This is a genomic window from Psychromarinibacter sp. S121, assembly GCF_049801035.1.
Lineage (GTDB): Bacteria > Pseudomonadota > Alphaproteobacteria > Rhodobacterales > Rhodobacteraceae > Psychromarinibacter.
The window spans coordinates 871254-890958 of record NZ_JBNAGE010000002.1 but is presented as its reverse complement, the minus strand read 5'-3'; the positions used below and the strand labels follow the sequence as shown (position 1 = coordinate 890958).

The following is a 19705-nucleotide window of genomic DNA, read 5'->3' as shown; positions in this document are numbered from 1 at the left end:
CAATTGGGGTCGAAACACGCATTGGGCGAGCTTCAAAGAAGACCGGATCCGATTTTTGTCCACAGGCAATCAACAAATTGGCCTGATTAATTATTCATTAAGGTGCCTGCCAGACGAATCAATTTAATTGCATTTTCAATTACCGTTTACACATCAACAATTTATGGAAGGACTGATGTCGCCGTTCGATTAACGAATTAATCTATTGTCAATACTTTTGACGCAAGCCCCAATCTTCCGCCCGCGCCCGAAACAACCGCAAGGGCATCGCCTGGACGATGCCCCTGCAGCACGTCAAGGTTGCGCTTCGGACGCGCTATCCAGATCCTCGCCCGCCGCGTCTTCCTTGACGGGCCGGATCCAGAACTCCGGCATTGCCGCCATCCGGCAGCGGTCGTCGATCTCTATCGTCGGGTCGTTGATGAAGGCCACGCTCATATCCACCACGCAGGGCTGATAGATGATCGCGCCATGCCCCGCTTCCGGGATGATGATCGACTGGCCGTTGGTCAAAGGCTCTACCGCAACCTCGGCCCAGCTGGCCGCCGTCTGGATATCCCAGCCCGATCCAATCGACAGGGTGGGAATGTCGCTGACGATCGGATCGTGGAACCCGTCGCGCGGCGCGGGTTCGAACGTCGCGCACATCTCGTAGAACCGCCCCATCTCGGCCAGCCAGATTTCAGTGATGGCGGGAAAGTTCAGCCCGGCAGACACCTCCTTGTAGCCGTCGATCGAGTTGTAGGGGACATCCTCCTGACAGGCATATATCCCAAGGTGGACGTTCTTCAGATACTCGTGCTCGGGCCGGTCGGCCGCGAAAGCGATCACCCGGAACACCTGCGCCAGTTCAGCCTCGTTCATCGCTTCGATCAGCGCCCGCAAGCGGACATCGTCATCGAAGTGGCGCGTGACGAACTCCAGCAGACGCGCCTTGTCGCCCGCCCCCGTCTGCAACGCCAGATAGTCCCGCGCCACCGCCAAAGCCGCTTCCGGGTCGCTGGTCCACGCCCCGCCCGCGCGTTCCAGTTCGCGGTCGAACAAGGCCCCCAGCGGGCCCAGTTCCCGATCCCGCTGCATCGCCAGCCGCAGTTCCTCGATCGACCCGACAAGCGCCACTTCCGCCGCCTTGAACAGATCGGCCTCGGCCAGCACCGTTTCCGCAGCGCGCAGCGGGTCGCCCTCCAGCCCCTTTACCTTCTTGCGAACCTCTTCCGCCTGCAGGTCGCTTAGCGTGTCGAACGCGAAGCCCTTGGCGATCAGGGACTCCCAGACCGGCTGCGCGTCCTCGGTCAATTCATACATCAGCGCCGGGATATAGGGCGTCAGGCTCTCTTTCCGGTAAGCGCCGTTCCGGATCATGAACGGCAACATCGCGCCCTCAACCGGCATTGGCTCGCCCGCCACCACAAGATCCCCGGCGGCTGCGGTCTCCAGCACCTGCCGGATGACACCGCCCAGATCGGGATAGGCCTTGTCACAGTCCGCATCGGCGCCACACAGATCGACGACCATCTGGATCGCCTCGTCCAGCGGTTGCGCGACGGTGTCGTACAGCTTCACCGAGGGCGGGGCGACGCCATCGATGATCACCGCCCGCAGCCCCTCGGGCGCCGAGCGCATCACCTCAAGCGACAGCTTGGTGCCATAAGAGATGCCGTAAAGATTGTAGGTCTCGTACCCGAGCCCCGCCATCACGGCCCGCACGTCCAGAGCGTTCTCCAGCGTGTTGTAATTCGACAGGTCGATATCCTGCGCACGCAACTCCGCCGAGCAAGCCGCCGTCAGCCCCTCGCCATCGGCAATCGGCTCTACCCCGTAGCCATCGAAGCCCGGCGCGACCAGCACGTCGATATGCGCGCGCAGCGCCTCGAAACAGCTGGTGCTCGTGCCCGACAGACCGGCGGCGCGCTGGTCGAACATCACCACGTCACGCGTCTGGCGGAACGGGTCGAACAACTGCGAGAACCCGGCGAAGCTGCCGAGAATGCCGCTTCCCGGCCCGCCGTGCAGATGCACCAGCGGGTCCGGAGACGGATAGTCGGAATGCGATTTGAGCACCGTGAAGAACAGCCTCACGCGCTGACCGTCCGGCGCGTCGTGATCCTCGGGCATCGAGATCCTGCCGCAGATCACGGTCTCGCCCTCGATCTCGCTTGCCAACAGCGGTCGCGGACAGGGGGCGATCTCGACCGGATAGGCCGGATCGAAACCGCCGGCGACAAGCTCGGGAAACCCGTCCGCGGCAGGATCGGGGGCCAGCAAGCCGGCAACGGTCGCAATGATTTCGTCGAATCGCATCTGAAAGGCCCCCATGTAAACTGAACATGGTTAGCCTAAGGCGAGCGCTACCCTTACGTCACGCGAAACCCAGATGACAGCACAACCTAAGCTCAGTTCCGCCCTTCACGCAGCCAGGCGCCAACCATCAACAGACCCGCCAGCAGCAGGAACAGCCAGCCTGACACCAAGGGTGTCAGCCGCACGTCAGCGGTCAGATAAGCCTCGCGCGGGGTGATCCCCAGCCAGCCCCGCCCCGATGCCGGGCGTCCGGCGCGCACGGCGCGCAGGTCGGGCACACCGTCCTCGATCCGCGCGACCCCGCCGCGCGTCGCCTCGACCTCGGGCGCCAGCAGTTCGTCGCTGGCGATGGTCGCCTCGAACTCGCGCGGCGCCGCGGGCCCAAGGGCGATCACGGACTCTTCTTCGCCCTCGCGCAGGCGGTACAGCCCGATCTCCGGTCCCTCGACGGTGGCCTCCCACCGTCCAGGCCGAACCTCTTCCAGCGGCACCATCATCACGGTGCCATCGGGCGCGGTCAGTTCAACCTCGCCCACGCCGTCCTCCAGCGTGCGGCGCACGATCGTCATGGTCTGCCCCTCGGCGGTGGCGCTAAGCGCCTCCTCCTCAAGCTCGGGCTCTTTCATCATCCAGTGCGCCAGCCGCCGCAGCAGTTCCAGTTGCGGCCCGCCGCCCTCGAAGCCCCGGTTCCACAGCCACGCATGGTCCGAGCCAAGCAGCGCGATACGCCCTTCGCCGACGCGGTCCAGCACCAGCAGGGGGCGGCCGTCCATGGCGCTCATCACGGTATTGCCCGAGGTCGCCTCTAGATCGACCAGCCGGAACCAACGCCCCCAGCGCGGACCGTCATCCTCGGCGTCGCCCTCGCCTTCGACCATCTCGACCGGCGAATAGGCCTCCAGCCCGGCGGTCACCGGATGGCGTTCGCCCAACTCGGTGATCTCGGGCTTATAGCCTTCCTCCAGCACGATGCTTGTCGGCGCCGCCGGCAGGATCTCGGCCAGAGGCGAGCGATACAGCGAGTTCGCAGTGGCAAAGTCCGGGCCCGCCGCGACCAGCACCGCGCCACCGTCCTCGACATACTGGCGCACGTTGTCGAGATACAGCGAAGGCAGGATACCGCGCCGCTTGTAGCGGTCGAAGATGATCAGGTCGAACTCGTCGATCTTGTCGATGAACAACTCGCGCGTCGGGAAGGCGATCAGCGAAAGCTCGTTTACCGGCACGCCGTCTTGCTTCTCGGGCGGACGCAGGATGGTGAAGTGGACAAGATCCACCGACGAGTCCGATTTCAGCAGGTTGCGCCACGTCCGCTCGCCCGGGTGCGGCTCGCCCGACACCAGCAGCACCCGCAACCGGTCCCGCACGCCGTTAATCTGCACCACGGCGGCGTTGTTGCGGTCGGTCAACTCGCCCTCGGCCTCGGGCACGGTGAACTGGATCACGTTCATCCCGCCATGCGGCAACGTGATCGGCAGTTCCAGATCCTCGCCCACGGGCACGTCGAACCGCTGCGGCTCGCCGCCGTCGATGGCGATCTCCAGCGGCGCGAACCCGGTCTCTGTCTCCGGCAGCGCGCCCTGATCCTCGACCCGCAGCGTCAGCGTCACCGGTTCGCCGAGGATGGCGAAGCTCGGTGCGTTGGTCACCATCAGGCGGCGGTCCCAGTCGGTCTCTTCCCCGGTCAGCAGCACATGCAGCGGCGCCGGCAGGTCGGGCGTGCGGTCGACATCGTGCAGTTGCCCGTCGGTCAGCAGGATCGCGCCGGCCAGCCGCGCGCGCGGCTCTTCGGCCATCGCCTCGGCCAGCGCGGTCATCAGCAGCGTGCCCTCGTCGCCCTCGCCATCGCCCAGCGGCACGACGCGCAACTCGGTGTTCTCCAGCCCCGCAACCTCTGCCTCGACCCGAGCGATAGCCTCGGCGGTCTGGTCGGGACGTCCCGCGATGCGTTGGCTGGCGCTTTCGTCGACCACGAGGATCACGATGTCCGACAGCGGTGCGCGCTCTTCCTGCTGTAGCGAGGGGTTCAGCAGCGCCACCACCAGAACCGCCGCGGCCAGTCCGCGCAGCCACCAGCCGGACAGACCGCGCCAGACGGCGGCGGCCACGAACAGCACGGCAACGGCCAGAGCCGCCCAGACGAGCGGCCATTCCAGAAGAGGGTCGAAGATGATCGAGCCGGTCAAGGAGATGCCCTTCTTTGGTCCTCAAGTATCCCGGGGGTCCGGGGGCGGCGCCCCCGGCCTCGCCCCAGTTTCATAGCCCCAGCGTCATTGTCCGATGCGGTCCAGCAGCGCCGGAACGTGCACCTGGTCGCTTTTGTAGTTCCCGGTCAGCACATGCATGATCAGGTTCACCCCGAACCGCAGCGAAACCTCGCGCTGCTGCTCGCCCGCAAAGCCGCGGCCGATGGGGAACATGCGCCCGCCGTTCTCGTCCACCGCCCATGCGGCGGCCCAGTCGTTGCCGCCGATCACCACCGGGGTCACGTTGTCGTTCAGGTTGCGGAACGGCATGCCCTCGACCAGTTCGGCGTCCGGCGGCGAGGCCTCGACCCAAACGTCGCGGCCCATGTAGCGGCCGGGGAAGTCCTGCAACAAATAGAAGGTGCGCGTCAGCACGTGGTCCTGCGGGATCGGCTCCAGCGGCGGAATGTCCAGCGGCGCGGCAAGCCTTTGCAGCTTGCGGCCGTTCGGGCTGGATGCGCCGTAGCCCGCGATGTCGGAATCCCGCGTGTCGAACAGGATCATGCCTCCGTGCCGCAGATAGCGGTTCAGCTTGGCATAGGCCTCGTCGGACGGGATCGGCTGATCCTCGGTCACCGGCCAGTACAGGAACGGGAAGAACGCCAGTTCGTCGGTTTCGAGGTTCACGCCGATGGGGTTCGCGGGCTCGATCGAGGTCCGCGCCCACAGCACCTCGCTCAGCCCCCGAAGCCCGGCTTCGGACACCCGGTCGACCTGCGCGTTGCCGGTGATCACGTGGCCCAGCACCACCTCGGCGGTCGCGGCCAGCGCCAGTTCGTCGTCCGGCGTATCCTGTGCGTCGGCCCCCTGCGGCATCAGCAAGGCCAGCGCGGTCAAAGCCGCGGCCAGCCCGCGCGACGCGCGGCTCAACCGTCCGCCGATCCATAGCGACGCAAGGATGTCGGCGCACAGCAGCGCCAGCGCAAGCGCCAGAAGCCAGCCCTTCAGAAGCACCTCGTCCAGCAGTTCCAGCCCGACCACCGGGATGCCCGAGGGCCATGCGGTTGGCGCGATCTCGGCGTCGGCCGAGACGACATTGACCGCGATCCGCCGGTCCTCGCCGGTATAAAGCCCCGGCGGCATGTCGGCGGCGGGGACGCCCGCCGCGATGCGCTCGCCGGGAACGCCCGGCAGCGTGCCCGCGTCCTGCACCGTGCCGAAGCCGTCCAGCACCGCGTCGGGCGCCCAGACCGTTCCGGCCAGATCCTCTTCCGACGGCTGCGCCGGCCGGGTCGAGACCGCCAGACGCTCCAGCATCTGAACGAACAGCCCCGACAGCGGCAGCGTCGACCATTCGGCGTTGGCGGTGACGTGGAACAGCACCACCTGCCCCTGCCCCACGCGCTTGCGGGTCACCAAGGGCGTGCCATCGGCCAGCGAAGCGATCACCCGCGACGACAGTTCCGGGTCCGGCTGCGCCATGACCTGACTGGACACGGTCACCTCTTCCGGGATCGGCAGGCCGTAGAATGGCGAGGTGTCGGCAAAGGGCCGCAGCTTCTTCGGCTCGCCCCAGCTCATCGCGCCGCCGATGCTGCGCCCACCGGCACGCAGGCGAACCGGCATCAGCGGGTCCTCGGTGCCGCGGCTCACGTCCGACCCGGCAAGGCGCGGTCCGGCAAAGCGCAGCAGCATGCCCCCGCTCTCGACCCATTCCAGCAGCGGCTCCTGCTCGCCCTCGCTGACCGTCGCGACGTCGGCAAGGATCAGCACGTCGGGATTGGCCAGCAGGATGTCGAGCATGTCGCCCTCGATCAGGTCGGCGGTCGGCTCCAGCGCGCGCTCGAGATAGTGCAGCGGCGACAGCAGTTCCAGCCCTTCGCGGTCGTCGCGACCGGCGATCAGCGCGACTTCGCGGCGGCGCAGGGCGTCGTCGGTCAGGGTGACGGTCCCGGCGGACCGGACGCCCGCGATCTCGAACCGCGTGACGCGGTTGCGCAGCTCCGGCGGCAGGTCCAGCTCCAGCGTGGCCTCGGTCGCGTCCGCCTCGAAGGTCAGGTCTTCACGCGCCAGTTCCCGCTCGATCCCCGAGGGGTCCAGCCCACGGGCCGACAGCGTCACGACGGCCATCTCTCCCGGCACAGTGCGCGCGGCGGTGACCGCGACCGCGCCCTCGACGAACCCGGCGGGCCGCAGCGCGTACAGCGCGCGCGGGCTTTCGAACACCGTCACGTCGCCCCGCCCTTCCAGCGCCGTCAGCAAGGGCGCGCGGTCGTCGCGGGCCAGCCCGTCGGACATCCAGAACGTGTCGAAATCCTCACCCGGCAGCGCGTCGATCCACTCGGTCACCGCCTCGGCATCCGGCAGCCACGGCTTCGGCGACATGCTTGGCAGTTCCACCGCCCAAGCGTCGGCGGCCCGGAACGGCAGCTCGCCCGGCGCAGGCAGATCGGTCAGCGACACCAACGCCACCGGACGGCCCAGCCGCCCCGCCTCGTCCAGCGCCGCCTCGACGCGGTCCATCCGCGCGGCCCAGTCGCGCGCGTCGGCCCAGGTCCCGTCGACCATCAGCAGCAGCGGCCCGTCGCCCAGCCCTTCCTCGCGGGGGTTCAGCACCGGGCCGGCAAACCCAAGGATCACCAAGGCCACCGCCAGCGTCCGCAGCAACAACAGCCACCACGGCGTCTTGTCGGTCTGGCTTTCGTCATCGGTCAGCCCCAGCAGCAGCGCGACGCCGGGAAACATCCGGCGGATCGGCGCAGGCGGCACCGCGCGCAGCAGGATCCACAGGATCGGAAGCGCGGCGAGCGCAATCAGAAGCCAGGGGGCCGTGAAACCGATGGAGCCGATCGTGAACATCTACAGCTTGTGCTCCAGAGCACCATAAATCCACAAAAGCGCCGACTGGGCGCTGTCGCCGGTATGATGGCACGCGTACTGCCATCCCGTCACGTGTGCGAGTTCGTCCAGCCGCGCTTTCCGCTCGGCCAGCCGTTCAAGATACCGGTCCCGCAGGTCGCCCGCCTTCAGCGTTTCATGACGCACCGTGTGCCCCATGCTCTCGAAGATGGTGCGCCCGTCGAAGGGGAACGCCTCTTCAATCGGGTCCAGCACCTGGTACAGCACACCGCGCACGCCCCGGTCGGCAGCCTTCGCAAGCTGCGTCTCCAAGGGCCCGAGATCGCCCATGAAATCCGACACGAACAGCGCCCGCGAGTGCGGCAGCAGGTTGCGCACTTCCGGCGCGCCGTAGTCCGGGCGCTCGTTCTCCATCTCGAAGGACTGTGCGATCCGCAGCAGTTGCAGTTCCGACGACCGCGGCGGCGTGCCCAACGACGCAAGCGCCACGCGCTCGCCGCCCCGGATCAGCAGGATCGCGATGGCCAGAGCCAGAACGCGGGCGCGCTCGATCTTGGTCACGCGATTCTTCTCGCCGGTGAAATCCATCGACTGCGACTCGTCCAGCCAGATGAACACCGACTGCGCCGCCTGCCATTCCTTTTCCTGCACGAAATGCTGGTCCGACCGGCCGGACCGGCGCCAGTCGATCGACCGCGCCTCGTCGCCCGCGCGGGCGGGCCGGTATTGCCAGAACTCGTCGCCCATACCGCCGCGCCGGCGGCCGTGGAATCCCATCAGCACCGCCTGCGCAAGGTGTTCCGCCTCGGCAAGTAGCGGTGGAAGCGGGCCGGCAAGGGTTTCCGCCCGCTGGCGATACCCGGCGGCTGAGGTCACGCCGCGGCCTCGACCCGCGTCACCTGCTCGGCCACGGTGTCGATCACCGTGCCAAGGCTTTCACCCCGGGCGCGCGCCGCGAAGGTCAGCGCCATACGGTGGCTCAGAACCGGCCGCGCCATCGCCAGCACGTCCTCGGCGGACGGCGCAAGACGGCCCTGCAGCAGAGCGCGGGCGCGCACCGTCAGCATCAGCGCCTGCGCGGCGCGCGGGCCGGGGCCCCAGCCGACAGAGCGGTTGACGATCTCGGGCGCCTCAGGCTGCCCCGGACGGCACGACCGCACAAGATCAAGGATCAGTTCAACCACGCCCTCGCCCACCGGCATCCGGCGCACCAGCGTCTGCGCCGCGATCAGGTCTTCCATCGAGAACACGGCATGCGCCTTCTCGTCGGTGGTGCCGGTGGTCGCGACGAGGATCTCGCGTTCGTAGTCGCGGGTCGGGTATTCCACGTCGATCTGCACAAGGAACCGGTCAAGCTGCGCCTCGGGGAGCGGATAGGTGCCTTCCTGCTCGATCGGGTTCTGCGTGGCCAACACGTGGAACGGCTTCGGCAGCTGGTGCGGCTGGCCGCCGATGGTCACGGCCTTCTCCTGCATCGCCTGCAACAAAGCCGACTGGGTCCGCGGGCTGGCGCGGTTGATCTCGTCCGCCATCAGAAGCTGGCAGAACACCGGCCCCTTGATGAACTTGAACGCCCGGCTGCCGTCTTCGGCCGTCTCCAGCACTTCCGAGCCAAGGATATCGGCGGGCATCAGGTCCGGCGTGAACTGGATCCGCGCCTCGGACAGGCCCATCACCGTGCCCAGCGTCTCGATCAGGCGGGTCTTTCCCAGCCCCGGCAGGCCGATCAACAGGCCGTGGCCACCGCAGACCAGCGTCGAGAGCACAAGGTCGACCACCTTCTTCTGGCCGATGAACCGCTTGGCGATCGATTCCTCGGCCTCCTGCATCTTGGCGCCCAGCGCCTCGATCTCGGCGACGAGGTTCTCGGTATCGGCCATGACAAAGCTCCCGCAAATGCTATTCTCGACACTCAGTATCGGCAGGTATCGCCTGAAAAGACAAATGACAAAACGCGAGAGCGCACAAATGATCGTGAGACCCTCGGCTGACGGAATCGCCGAGGCGGCGAAGGCTGCAAGCAAGAAGGGCCCGCCGCCCGTACACCTCTGGAATCCCCCGTTTTGCGGCGACCTCGACATGCGGATCGCCCGCGACGGCACGTGGTTCTATCTTGGCACGCCGATCGGACGCAAAGGGCTGGTAAAGCTCTTCTCATCAATAATTCGTAAAGATGGCGACGACTATTTCCTGGTCACTCCGGTCGAAAAAGTAGGCATCCGGGTAGAGGACGCGCCCTTCGTCGCCATCGACTTCGAGGTCGAGGGGGAAGGCCGGGACCAGCGCCTCACCTTCCTGACCCACGTGGACGACGTCGCCACCGCCGGGCCGGACCACCCGATCCGCGTTGCGCGAGATCCGGAAACAGGAGAGCCTTCGCCCTACATCCTGATCCGCGCAAACCTCGAAGCTCTGATCGACCGCAAAAGCTTCTACCGGCTGGTCGACCTTGGCACGACGGAAGACGTCGACGGCACCGGCTGGTTCGGCCTGTGGTCCGGCGGCACCTTCTTCCAGGTGATCCCGGCGGCGGAGCTTCCCTCGTGAAGCCCTGCGCCAACCTGACGTTCCTGTTCAAGGACCTGCCGTTCCTCGACAGGTTCCAGGCTGCCGCCGATGCAGGATTCGAGGGCGTCGAGATCCTGTTTCCCTACGATATGCCCGCGGCCGACATCCTTGGCCGGTTGCAGTTTGCCGGGCTGCCGCTTGCCCTGATCAATGCGCCGCCGCCGAATTACACCGGCGGACCGCGCGGCTTCGCCGCCGTGCCCGACCTGACCGACCGCTTCCGCAGCGATTTCCGGCGGGTGATGCGCTATGCGCAACGCCTGAAACCGCAACACATCCACATCATGACCGGTGACGGGGAAGGCGAGGCTGCGCGCGACACTTTCATCGCCAACCTGAAATGGGCCGCCGCCGAAGCCCCCATGCAAAGCCTGACGATCGAGCCGCTGAACCCCGTCTCGATGCCCGGCTATTTCCTGAACGATTATGCGCTCGCCGCCGGGATCATCGACGCCGTCGGCGCGCCGAACGTCGGGCTGCAGTACGACAGCTTCCACGCCCAGATGATCCACGGCGACGCGGTGGCGGTCTGGCACGACCACGCGCCCCGCGTACGCCACGTGCAGGTCGGCGACGCCCCCGACCGCAACACCCCCGGCAACGGCACCGTCGATTTCCCGGCCCTGTTCGCCGCGATCCGGGACACCGGCTACGACGGCTGGATCAGCGGCGAATACAATCCGGACAAGGACACCGAAAGCAGCCTTGGCTGGCTGTCGTCGCTGGCCTGAAACCGCGCCCTGACAGATGCTGACAGAACGCTGTCAGGGGGCCTGTGCGACAAGGATGCCATCGCAACGCCCATACGGAGAATCGCCATGAGCACCCAACCCACCGTCGTCTGGACCGAGATCCCGGTCTCCGACCTGTCCGCCTCGATCGCCTTCTACAACGCCGTCTTCAACTGGAGCATGGAGCCGATGGAGATGGCGGGCGAGACCGTCGCCGCCTTCGGTCAGGACGGCATCGGCGGCAACCTCGTCGAAGGCGCGCCCGGCGCTGGCAGCGGCACGGTCATCCACATGCTCGCCCCCGGCGGCCTCGCCGCCACCCGCGCGCGGGCCGAGAAAGCCGGCGCCAAGATCGAGGGCGACGAGATGGAAGTCCGCCCCGGCCGCTACGTGATCGTGCACGACCCGGACGGCAACCGCATCGGCCTGTTCGAACCCCACAAGGCCGCCTGACCCGATGCGCCGCGCCGACCGCCTGTTCCGGATCGTGCAGGCCCTTCGGGGCGGCCGTCTCCGGACGGCGCGGCAACTGGCCGAGGCGCTGGAGGTCAGCGAACGCACCATCTATCGCGACATCGTCGACCTTCAGGCCTCGGGCGTGCCCGTCGAGGGCGCGTCCGGCTACGGCTATGTCATGGCCGACGGCTACGAGATGCCCCCGCTGATGTTTTCCCGAGACGAAGTCGTGGCTCTCGTGGCCGGCGCCCGCCTGATCCGCGCCTTCGGCGGTCTCGCGATGGCGCAGGCCGCCGAAGAGGCGCTGGTCAAGATCGCCGCCGTCCTGCCCGAGGCCGAACGGCACCGGGCGGACGCCGTCAAGATCCACGCGCTGACGACCGAGCCGCTCTCGGACGAGACCCGCGCCCTGATCGACCGGCTCGAGGCCGCGACCGACGCCCGCAACCGCATGGAACTCGCCTACCGCGACGCCGAAGGCGCCGAGACGCTGCGCATCGTCCGCCCCCTCGGCCTCGGCTTCTGGGGCAAGGTCTGGACGCTGCTCGCCTGGTGCGAAATGCGCGAGGATTTCCGCATGTTCCGTCTCGACCGCATCGCCCGCGCGACGCCGCAGGGCACGTTCCGCCCCGACCCGTCAATCAGCCTCGCCGCCTATCTCGACCGCGAACGCCGCCGCCGCGCCCCGCCCGAGCCCTGACGACCCGGAAAAGCGCGCCGCACCCCGGCTTCTTTGGTCCGGAAATATCCCGGGGGAGTCGCGCGCTGCGCGACGGGGGCAGCGCCCCCTGCCACCTTCGCGTCACCCGAAACCGGCTGCGAAGACGCCGCGCGCATTGTAGGGTCACGCGCTGAACGCGGTCCCCCAGCGTTCGATCAGCTTTTGCTGCAACAGCCGCGAGCGGCTTTTCCACGTCCGCGCGCCCGCCGGAACCTCGTCGTCGCTGTTCTCGGACGCGGTCCGGGCATCCATGTCCGCGCTGAAATAGGCGAACACAAGGTCGCGCTTCCCCGCGACCGAGACATAGCCTGCCAGCGCACTGACAAAATTCAGCGTGCCGGTCTTGGCGCGGATCTTCACCGGGTGGTCCGGCAGGACGTTGCCCGCCTCGTCGCGCATCGGGATTTCCTTCAGAAGCCCCGGCAGCGCTCCGATCTTCCGCGCGGCCAGCAGCGCATCGACCATGTCGCGGGCGCTGACGCGCGAGGCGTCGGACAGGCCCGAATGATCCACCAGCGCCGCGTGCCCCGCGCCCAATGCGTCCCGCGCCCATTGGCTCATCTCGTCGGCCGAGTCCGCCAGCGTCGCAGGCTGTCGGCCACGCGCGGCGGTGGCGGACAGCCCCGCGACCTCGGCCGTCAGGTTGGTCGACCACAGCAGCATCTCGCGCAGGATCTCGTCCAGCGGCTTGCTTTCGCGGACGACAAGGTCCTCGCCCTCGGGCGGGGTGCCCGCGAACTCCGCGCGCGGAAGCGCGATACCGTGCGCGCGGGCCAGCGCCTCGAAGACTTCGGCGACGTAGGCTTCCGGTTTGCGGACGGGCAGCCAGCGGCTGCCGCCCTGCCCCAGTGCCGGGCGCGCCACGGTCCATTCGTCAGATCCGCCTGCGTCTGAATAGGTGTAGACCGGCTCGCGGCGGTCCACGACACGCATCCGTGCGACCGAGACGGTCGGGCTGAACCGCTGCGCCCGCGCGTCCATCGACACGGTGTAGTCGCCCTGCTCGCGCTTCCACTGAAAATGCACGCGGTTGTAGTTGAGGTTCAGCCCCGAAACCGACGGGTTATAACCGACGTGCTCCGGCTGTTCCGGGTCGATCGACGCGAAAGTCGGCAGCGCCTCCGAGCAGACGCGGAACGCGCCGGTCAGCGCGCTGACGCCCGCGGCCTTCAGATCGCGCGCCATGTCGCCAAGCGCATCGGTGTCCAGCCCCGGATCGCCGCCGCCGACCAGGACGATGTCGCCCTGCACGGTGCCGCTGACCACGGGCCCGGTCACACGAATGCGGGTCTTGAACCGGTGGTCCGGTCCCAGCGCGTCCAGCGCGTAGCAAGCGGTGATCGCCTTGGTCACGCTGGCAGGTGGCAGGGGCAGCAACGGGCTGCGCGCCTCCAGCACCTCGCCGGTCTCGGCGTCGGCCACCAGAAAGCCAACCTTTCCGGTCAGCCCGATCTCGTCGATCAGGGCCTGAACCGGCTTCACGAAGTTCCGCGCAAGCTCCGGGTCCCGCGGCTCGGGCCGGATCGAACGGACCGGGGCATTCGCAAATGCAGCCCCCGCGGCCGTTCCCATGAGCGCGCCCAGCACCGCGCGCCGCGTCAGGCGCAGGGGCGAAGATCCGTCACGCATACGTCTTCATACCTTTTATCCACCCGCCCTCAGCGCACCCAATCGCCGCGCGCCCGGATCTCGGTAGACGAGAAATTTACCATCGGTACATTAACAAAGCACCATGCAGGTGGCGACACCCAAGGCAACAGTCTGCTTTGCGAGGCGCGCAGACGGCGGTTCACGTAGCGCGCTGCTGCAACAGAGCAACGCGCGGCGGTCCGGTCGCCGGGGCGGGCCAGCACCCCGATGGGCACTGTCTCGAATATCTCCTGCCACTGTTCCCATTTGTGAAACGATGCAAGGTTGTCGGCGCCCATCAGCCAGACGAACCGCACGCCGGGATACAGCCGCAGCAGCGCCGCCAGCGTCTGCGCGGTGAACCGCGTTCCGATCTGCGCCTCGAGGTCGGTGATCTCGACCCGCGGATGCCGCATCAGGGTCTTCGCCCGCTCCATCCGCCGGGCCAGCGGGGCGGGCCCCTCGGCCTTCAGCGGGTTGCCGGGCGACACCAGCCACCAGACCCGGTCCAGCCCGAACTGCCGCAGCGCCTGCCGGGTGATATGCACGTGGCCCGCGTGCGGCGGATCGAACGACCCGCCCAGCAGACCGACCGTCAGCCCCGGGCGCGCCCAGGGAATGTTCGACCGCATCGGCGGCCAGCGCGGCTCGACTTGTTCGTCCTGCAAGGTTTCTTCCATCACTCCGCCGTCGTCCGCATATCGCGCAACAACAGCGCCCTGTGCAACAGCGCATCGCCGCTGCGGCCCAGCGCCTGCAACAGCGCCACCAGCGCTTCGCGGTCGGCCATCGCGCCGGGGTCGATCCGCAGCGCCGCCTCATACGCCTCGGCCGCCGCCGCGCGGTCGCCACGCGCTTCGGCCAGCCGCGCGATCAGCCGCCATGCCTGCGGTATCGTGTCGTTCAGCGACAGCGCCCGCCGGGCCGAGGCCAGCGCCGCCTCGGTATCTCCTGCCCGCGCCAGCATCAGACCAAGGTTCAGGTGCTGCTCCGCCATGTCGCCCGCCATCCCGAGGCTGCGCTCGGTCAGCGCCCGCGCTGCGTCCAGATCGCCAAGTTGCAGCTTCGCCAGTCCCATCATCTTCACCGGCACCGGGTGGTGCGGTGCAAGCAGCGCCGCCTGCTCTGCCGCGGCATAGGCCGTCTCGAACTCTCCCAGCCGCAGCGCGCTTTCGGCGAAGACCAGCCACGGCTCGAATTCGGCCGGGTCCTCTGCCGACAAGACGCGGCCCAGCGCCGCCGCGGCATGATCCGCCGTCTTGTTGGTGTAGTTCAGGATGCTGAAGGTCTGCGCGATCACCGCTTCGCCGGGGCGCAGGTCCGCAGGCGGGTGATACAGGAACGCCTCGGTCACCTCGGCGGGCCGCTTGTCCAGCGGCGCAAGCGGGTCGGTCTCGGGCGGCAACTGGATGCGGTGGTCGGTCACCCAAAGCTCCGGCACGTCCTGCGGGCGGCGCGCGGGCATGTGGCAACTGGTGCAGTCCGCGTCGGCCGCAAGGTCGGGATGCACCTCTGCCGTCTCGTGGCAGCCGGCGCAAACCGCCCGGTAGGTCGCCTGCCGCTCTTCCACTGGCGCCTTGCCGTGCGGGTCGTGGCAACTGGTGCAGCCGAAGGCGCCGCCGCTTTCGATGAAGCAGGGGCTTTGTTCCATTCGATAGGGATGGTGATTGATCTCGAACCTTGCGTCCGGCGCGCGGGTGGCGTCGACGATATCGACCTGCACAATATGCGCGTCCAGCGCCTCGCCCGGCCGGAAATCGTAAACTCCGCGCCCGGGCCGCAAAGTCGCGGGCAAGGGCACGCTGGGTTGCAGGTGACAGGAATAGCAGACGTCCCGCGCCCGATCCTCTGACAGCTTGGCGGGGTTCACGATCGCCGCCCGCACCGCGTCGAGGTCGCTGCCGTAGATCCCCTCGTCGAACGCCGCTTCGACATGCGCCGCGCCCGGCCCGTGGCACCGCTGGCAACCGATGCCTTCCGGTAACTCCGCCGGGAACACCTCGGGCATCCCGAAATCGCCCGCGCCGTGCGGCACCTCGGGATAGGCGTTGTGGCAGGTCATGCAGCGGTGCCGCACCAGCCGCGACACGCCCGGATGGTCGGCGAACTCGAAGCCCGGCGCCATCGCCCACTTCGCCTCTTGCGAGTACCAGGCCAGCGGCAACTGGAACATCGTGCCGTTCTCGACCCGGTACAGGTAGACCCGCGACCGGTTGCCCGAGCCGACGACCCAGTCGATCCGCCGCTCGAACAGGTCAAGCCGCGCGCCCTCAGGTCCCGCGCGCCAGCGGCTGAACCAATAGTCGCCGTCGCGCAGGTCGATCCGGTAATGTCGGTCGCTGGGTGCATGATAGAACGGCGGCGCATCGAAATCCTCGATCGCCGTCTCGGCAGAGGGTCGGTAGAACGACCGTCCCATGCCGATGGTCGGGAACCGCGCGGCGATCTCGCCATGGCAGGTGCCGCAGGTGGCGTCGGGCACGTAGCCCGGAACATCCCCTTCGGTGACAGGTATGCCGTAGATCTCGCCCGCCCCGGCGACACCGGCGACACCGGCGGCGGCGGTCAACGCCAGCACGGCGCCGCGCAGTTGCTTCGCGATGGCGGCAAATGTCACGCCGCGTGTCTCCGTCCTGTCCCGTTCATCCGCCAGTTTATGACGCGCCCCGTGCCCTGCAACAACCGTGCGGGCCGTCTTGACGGGGTCCATTAAGTTGACCTAAGTCAACGATCATGAGTCCGACCCCGATCCAACGCATCCGCCGCTTCAACCGGGCCGTCACCGTAGAGGTCGGCGCGCTCGATGCATCCTATCTCGGCCGCGGCCGTCCCCTTGGCGTGGCGCGCGTGCTGTGCGCCGTCACCCGCGACGGTATCGAGGTGACCGCGATCCGGGATCTCCTGCAACTCGACAAGGGCCTGCTGTCGCGCGTGCTGAAGGGGCTTGAAGAAGAAGGTCTGGTGACCCTTGCCCCCGACCCCGAGGACGGCCGCCGCCGCATCGCGCGCCTGACCGCCACGGGCGAGGCCGAGGTCGCGCGCTACGATGCCCTGTCGGACGGCCGGGCCGAACGCCTGCTGAAGGCGCATCCCCGGTCCGATGCGTTGCTGGCGGCAATGGACCTTGTGGCCAGCGCGCTGGGCCAGCACCGGATCGAGGTGATCCCCGCCGATCCGCGCAGCGAGGACGCGATCTATTGCCTTGGTGAATACTACGCCGAACTCGGCCGCCGCTTCGCGCAGGGGTTCGACGTGAACCTCAGCCGCGACCCCGACGCCGCCGACATGGTGCCGCCGCGCGGCGGGTTCTTCATTGCCATGTCCGACGGGCTTCCCATCGGCTGCGTCGCGTTGAAGGGCTGGGGCGAGGACGTCGCCGAGATCAAGCGCCTGTGGATCGCGCCCTCTGCGCGCGGTTTGAAACTGTCGCACCGCCTGATGGCGGCGGCAGAGGACGCGGCCCGCGACCTTGGCATCCGCATCCTGCGGCTCGACACAAATTCGGCGCTTCCGGAAGCGATCGCGCTGTACCGCAGGACCGGCTGGACCGAGATCCCGAGGTACAACGACGATCCCTATCCGGACGTGTTTTTCGAGAAGACGGTGGCGGCGTCGTAGGCCGCCGCACCACCAACCCGATGCCCCGCCCGGCGGAACGCCGGGCAGCGCCGACCCGCCCCCATGGGGCGGCGCTTTTGCGCCACCCCGCGGGTCGGCGCTACCCTCAGCTCTTGGATCGAAAATCTGGGAAGGTCAGCCCCCCGCCCCGGCACACGACCGGAACGGAGGGCCTGGCATCACATGATGCCAACCCGCCCGTGAACGGGCGGCCCCGACGCCTCGCGCCCGGTCATGGGCGGAGGAAGACCGACATCACGCCGCAGGTAGGCGGGCACGTCGTCGGCCAGCACGCGCGGCGCTTCAACGGGCATCGCGCGCACGAGGCGGGCGAACAGCCGGACCAGGCCGGCGCGGCGGGTCAGGGGCAGGTAGACGATGTTGTTCTGAACAACGGGCATGACTTTCTCCTTGGTAGAGAGGTCCGCCCGTGAAACCCGGATTCCGAAAACGAAAAAGGCCGCGTCAAAGGGCGGCCTCCGGGTTAAAATGACTTAATTCCGCAAGCCGCTTTAGGGGTTGCCCCCAGCGATATTTGCAAACATGCGTGCGGTCATAAGTCGTACTCCTGTTTCCGGGTCTTCCGGTCAGTGACGTCCGCATAGCCCGGCCCGTCCGCATCCGGCAACACCTTTCTCGCCCGGCCTCCCGGGCGGCGGAATCCCGCGACATCTCGGCAACGCCCATCGCCTGCGGCCAACCCTGCAACGCCGGATTGCCCTTTGCGCCCGGCTTGGATATCACACCGCCCAACCCGACACGCAGACCGGAGCCTTCCCCCAATGGCCAGCTATCAATACGTCTACCACATGGATGGCGTCTCCAAGACCTATCCCGGCGGCAAGAAATGCTTCGAGAACATCCGCCTGTCGTTCCTGCCCGGCGTCAAGATCGGCGTCGTCGGCGTCAACGGCGCGGGTAAATCCACCCTGCTTAAGATCATGGCCGGGATGGACAAGGACTTCACCGGCGAAGCCTGGGCCGCCGAGGGCGCCAAGGTCGGCTATCTCCCGCAGGAACCGCAGCTGGACGAAAGCCTGAACGTCCGCGACAACGTCATGCTGGGCGTGGCGGCCAAGAAGGCCAAGCTCGACCGGTTCAACGAACTGGCGATGAACTACAGCGACGAAACCGCCGACGAGATGGCCGCACTGCAGGACGAGATCGACAGCCAGAACCTGTGGGACCTCGACGCGCAGATCGACATCGCGATGGAAGCCCTGCGCTGCCCGCCGGACGAGGCGCAGGTCGCGACCCTCTCGGGCGGTGAAAAGCGCCGCGTCGCGCTGTGCAAGCTGCTGCTCGAAGCGCCCGACATGCTGCTGCTCGACGAACCGACCAACCACCTCGACGCCGAGACGATCGCATGGCTGCAACAGCACCTGATCGACTACAAAGGCACCTGCCTGATCGTCACCCACGACCGCTACTTCCTGGATGACATCACCGGCTGGATCCTCGAACTCGACCGCGGCCGCGGCATTCCCTACGAGGGCAACTATTCCTCGTGGCTGGAACAGAAGGCCAAGCGGCTGGAACAGGAATCGCGCGAGGACAAGTCGAAGCAGAAGACGCTGGAACGCGAACTTGAATGGATGCGGCAGGGCCAGAAAGCCCGGCAGGCGAAGTCCAAGGCGCGGATTCAGGCCTATAACGAGCTGGCCTCGCAATCCGAGCGCGAAAAGATCACCCGCGCCCAGATCGTCATTCCGAACGGCCCGCGCCTTGGCGCGAAGGTCATCGAGGTCGAGGGCCTGAACAAGCACTACGGCGACCGCCAGCTGATCGAGGACCTGTCCTTCTCGCTGCCGCCGGGCGGCATCGTCGGCGTCATCGGCCCGAACGGCGCCGGCAAGTCGACCCTGTTCCGCATGCTGACCGGGCAGGAACAGCCCGACAGCGGCACCGTCGAATACGGCGACACCGTGAAGCTGTCCTACGTCGACCAGTCGCGCGACGACCTGAAGGACAATGACACGGTGTGGGAAGCGATCTCTGGCGGCGCCGAGATCATCGAACTGGGCGACGCGCAGGTGAACTCGCGCGCCTACTGTTCGTCGTTCAACTTCAAGGGCGGCGACCAGCAGAAGAAGGTCGGCCTGCTGTCGGGCGGCGAACGCAACCGCGTCCACATGGCCCGGCTGCTGAAGGAAGGCGGCAACGTCCTGTTGCTCGACGAACCGACCAACGACCTTGACGTGGAAACGCTCCGCGCGCTGGAAGACGCGCTGGTCGACTTCGCCGGCTGCGCCGTGGTGATCTCGCACGACCGCTTCTTCCTCGACCGCATCTGCACCCACATCCTTGCCTTCGAAGGCGAGGCGCATGTGGAATGGTTCGAAGGCAACTTCGAGGATTACGAGGAAGACAAGAAACGTCGCCTCGGCCCCGATGCGGTCGAGCCGAAGCGGATCAAGTACAAGAAGTTCGCGCGGTAAGGGTTTCGGGACCTGTTGGGATGGGGTGAAACCCCATCCTACGCCATCCGCTCAACGGCATGCAGTCCACCACCCGTAGGATGGGGTTCTACCCCATCATGCTCCAAACCATCCGCAACGCGATGGGGTGAACCCCCATCCTACGCTATCCCTGGCAAGCTACACGTCTCGCCACCCGTAGGATGGGGTTCTACCCCA

Annotated in this window: 15 protein-coding genes; 6 read left to right on the top strand and 9 right to left on the bottom strand. The window is 67.4% G+C overall.

Annotated elements, in window-relative coordinates:
- Positions 1 to 294: 294 nt before the first annotated feature.
- The 5 genes from ACP156_RS12765 to ACP156_RS12745 all read right to left on the bottom strand — a co-directional run bounded on the left by ACP156_RS12765 (position 295) and on the right by ACP156_RS12745 (position 9226).
- Complete coding sequence (locus ACP156_RS12765; protein WP_425051713.1) at positions 295 to 2301, bottom strand: alpha/beta hydrolase; 2007 nt, start codon at positions 2299 to 2301, stop codon at positions 295 to 297.
- Positions 2302 to 2393: 92 nt separating this feature from the next.
- The gene (locus ACP156_RS12760) at positions 2394 to 4487 is read right to left on the bottom strand and encodes a hypothetical protein (protein ID WP_425051712.1); all 2094 of its coding nucleotides are present in this window, start codon (positions 4485 to 4487) and stop codon (positions 2394 to 2396) included.
- Positions 4488 to 4571: 84 nt separating this feature from the next.
- Positions 4572 to 7346 carry a DUF4159 domain-containing protein gene (locus ACP156_RS12755; RefSeq protein ID WP_425051711.1) on the bottom strand — a complete coding sequence of 925 codons (2775 nt, stop codon included), beginning with the start codon at positions 7344 to 7346 and terminating at the stop codon, positions 4572 to 4574.
- A complete protein-coding gene (locus ACP156_RS12750) occupies positions 7347 to 8222 on the bottom strand; it encodes a DUF58 domain-containing protein (RefSeq protein ID WP_425051710.1) in 876 nt (291 codons plus the stop codon).
- Positions 8219 to 9226 carry an AAA family ATPase gene (locus tag ACP156_RS12745; RefSeq protein ID WP_425051709.1) on the bottom strand — a complete coding sequence of 336 codons (1008 nt, stop codon included), beginning with the start codon at positions 9224 to 9226 and terminating at the stop codon, positions 8219 to 8221. Before ACP156_RS12745 ends, ACP156_RS12750 begins: the two co-directional genes overlap by 4 nt.
- 88 nt (positions 9227 to 9314) lie before the next feature.
- Here ACP156_RS12745 and ACP156_RS12740 point away from each other — a divergent pair, with 88 nt between their 5' ends.
- The 4 genes from ACP156_RS12740 (at position 9315) to ACP156_RS12725 (ending at position 11801) form a co-directional block, all read left to right on the top strand.
- Positions 9315 to 9893, top strand: a complete 579-nt coding sequence (locus ACP156_RS12740; protein ID WP_425051708.1) for a DUF1285 domain-containing protein — start codon at positions 9315 to 9317, stop codon at positions 9891 to 9893.
- Positions 9890 to 10645: a hydroxypyruvate isomerase family protein gene (locus ACP156_RS12735; RefSeq protein WP_425051707.1), complete on the top strand. Its 756-nt coding sequence runs from the start codon at positions 9890 to 9892 to the stop codon at positions 10643 to 10645. Before ACP156_RS12740 ends, ACP156_RS12735 begins: the two co-directional genes overlap by 4 nt.
- 87 nt (positions 10646 to 10732) lie before the next feature.
- Positions 10733 to 11098, top strand: coding sequence for a VOC family protein (locus ACP156_RS12730; protein ID WP_425051706.1), 366 nt, complete (start codon positions 10733 to 10735; stop codon positions 11096 to 11098).
- Positions 11099 to 11102: 4 nt separating this feature from the next.
- Positions 11103 to 11801: a helix-turn-helix transcriptional regulator gene (locus ACP156_RS12725; RefSeq protein ID WP_425051705.1), complete on the top strand. Its 699-nt coding sequence runs from the start codon at positions 11103 to 11105 to the stop codon at positions 11799 to 11801.
- Positions 11802 to 11945: 144 nt separating this feature from the next.
- Here the strand turns inward: ACP156_RS12725 and dacB are convergent, their stop codons facing one another.
- The 3 genes from dacB to ACP156_RS12710 are packed head-to-tail and all read right to left on the bottom strand — an operon-like array spanning position 11946 to position 16068.
- Positions 11946 to 13451: a D-alanyl-D-alanine carboxypeptidase/D-alanyl-D-alanine endopeptidase gene (dacB, locus tag ACP156_RS12720; RefSeq protein ID WP_425051704.1), complete on the bottom strand. Its 1506-nt coding sequence runs from the start codon at positions 13449 to 13451 to the stop codon at positions 11946 to 11948.
- A gap of 29 nt (positions 13452 to 13480) precedes the next feature.
- Positions 13481 to 14083, bottom strand: coding sequence for a nicotinate-nucleotide adenylyltransferase (locus ACP156_RS12715; RefSeq protein WP_425051907.1), 603 nt, complete (start codon positions 14081 to 14083; stop codon positions 13481 to 13483).
- A 47-nt stretch (positions 14084 to 14130) separates the two neighbouring features.
- On the bottom strand, positions 14131 to 16068 hold the full coding sequence (locus ACP156_RS12710; protein ID WP_425051703.1) for a cytochrome c3 family protein: 1938 nt from the start codon (positions 16066 to 16068) through the stop codon (positions 14131 to 14133).
- Positions 16069 to 16184: 116 nt separating this feature from the next.
- On the opposite strand from ACP156_RS12710, the gene ACP156_RS12705 reads away from it, so the two are divergent.
- Positions 16185 to 17069, top strand: a complete 885-nt coding sequence (locus ACP156_RS12705; RefSeq protein ID WP_425051702.1) for a bifunctional helix-turn-helix transcriptional regulator/GNAT family N-acetyltransferase — start codon at positions 16185 to 16187, stop codon at positions 17067 to 17069.
- A 179-nt stretch (positions 17070 to 17248) separates the two neighbouring features.
- On the opposite strand, the gene ACP156_RS12700 is transcribed toward ACP156_RS12705, so the two are convergent.
- A complete protein-coding gene (locus tag ACP156_RS12700; protein ID WP_425051701.1) occupies positions 17249 to 17470 on the bottom strand; it encodes a hypothetical protein in 222 nt (73 codons plus the stop codon).
- 381 nt (positions 17471 to 17851) lie between these two features.
- Here ACP156_RS12700 and ettA point away from each other — a divergent pair, with 381 nt between their 5' ends.
- Positions 17852 to 19507, top strand: a complete 1656-nt coding sequence (gene ettA, locus ACP156_RS12695; protein ID WP_425051700.1) for an energy-dependent translational throttle protein EttA — start codon at positions 17852 to 17854, stop codon at positions 19505 to 19507.
- The last annotated feature ends 198 nt before the right edge of the window (positions 19508 to 19705 follow it).

What these genes read in the sequence shown, in the direction of transcription:
- ACP156_RS12705 (WP_425051702.1), top strand. Translation starts at nt 16,185, where the DNA reads ATGAGTCCGACCCCGATCCAACGCATCCGCCGCTTCAACCGGGCCGTC.
- dacB (WP_425051704.1), bottom strand. Translation starts at nt 13,451, where the DNA reads ATGCGTGACGGATCTTCGCCCCTGCGCCTGACGCGGCGCGCGGTGCTG.
- ACP156_RS12725 (WP_425051705.1), top strand. Translation starts at nt 11,103, where the DNA reads ATGCGCCGCGCCGACCGCCTGTTCCGGATCGTGCAGGCCCTTCGGGGC.
- ACP156_RS12715 (WP_425051907.1), bottom strand. Translation starts at nt 14,083, where the DNA reads ATGCGGTCGAACATTCCCTGGGCGCGCCCGGGGCTGACGGTCGGTCTG.
- ACP156_RS12755 (WP_425051711.1), bottom strand. Translation starts at nt 7,346, where the DNA reads ATGTTCACGATCGGCTCCATCGGTTTCACGGCCCCCTGGCTTCTGATT.
- ACP156_RS12765 (WP_425051713.1), bottom strand. Translation starts at nt 2,301, where the DNA reads ATGCGATTCGACGAAATCATTGCGACCGTTGCCGGCTTGCTGGCCCCC.
- ACP156_RS12700 (WP_425051701.1), bottom strand. Translation starts at nt 17,470, where the DNA reads ATGCCCGTTGTTCAGAACAACATCGTCTACCTGCCCCTGACCCGCCGC.
- ACP156_RS12730 (WP_425051706.1), top strand. Translation starts at nt 10,733, where the DNA reads ATGAGCACCCAACCCACCGTCGTCTGGACCGAGATCCCGGTCTCCGAC.
- ACP156_RS12745 (WP_425051709.1), bottom strand. Translation starts at nt 9,226, where the DNA reads ATGGCCGATACCGAGAACCTCGTCGCCGAGATCGAGGCGCTGGGCGCC.
- ettA (WP_425051700.1), top strand. Translation starts at nt 17,852, where the DNA reads ATGGCCAGCTATCAATACGTCTACCACATGGATGGCGTCTCCAAGACC.
- ACP156_RS12740 (WP_425051708.1), top strand. Translation starts at nt 9,315, where the DNA reads ATGATCGTGAGACCCTCGGCTGACGGAATCGCCGAGGCGGCGAAGGCT.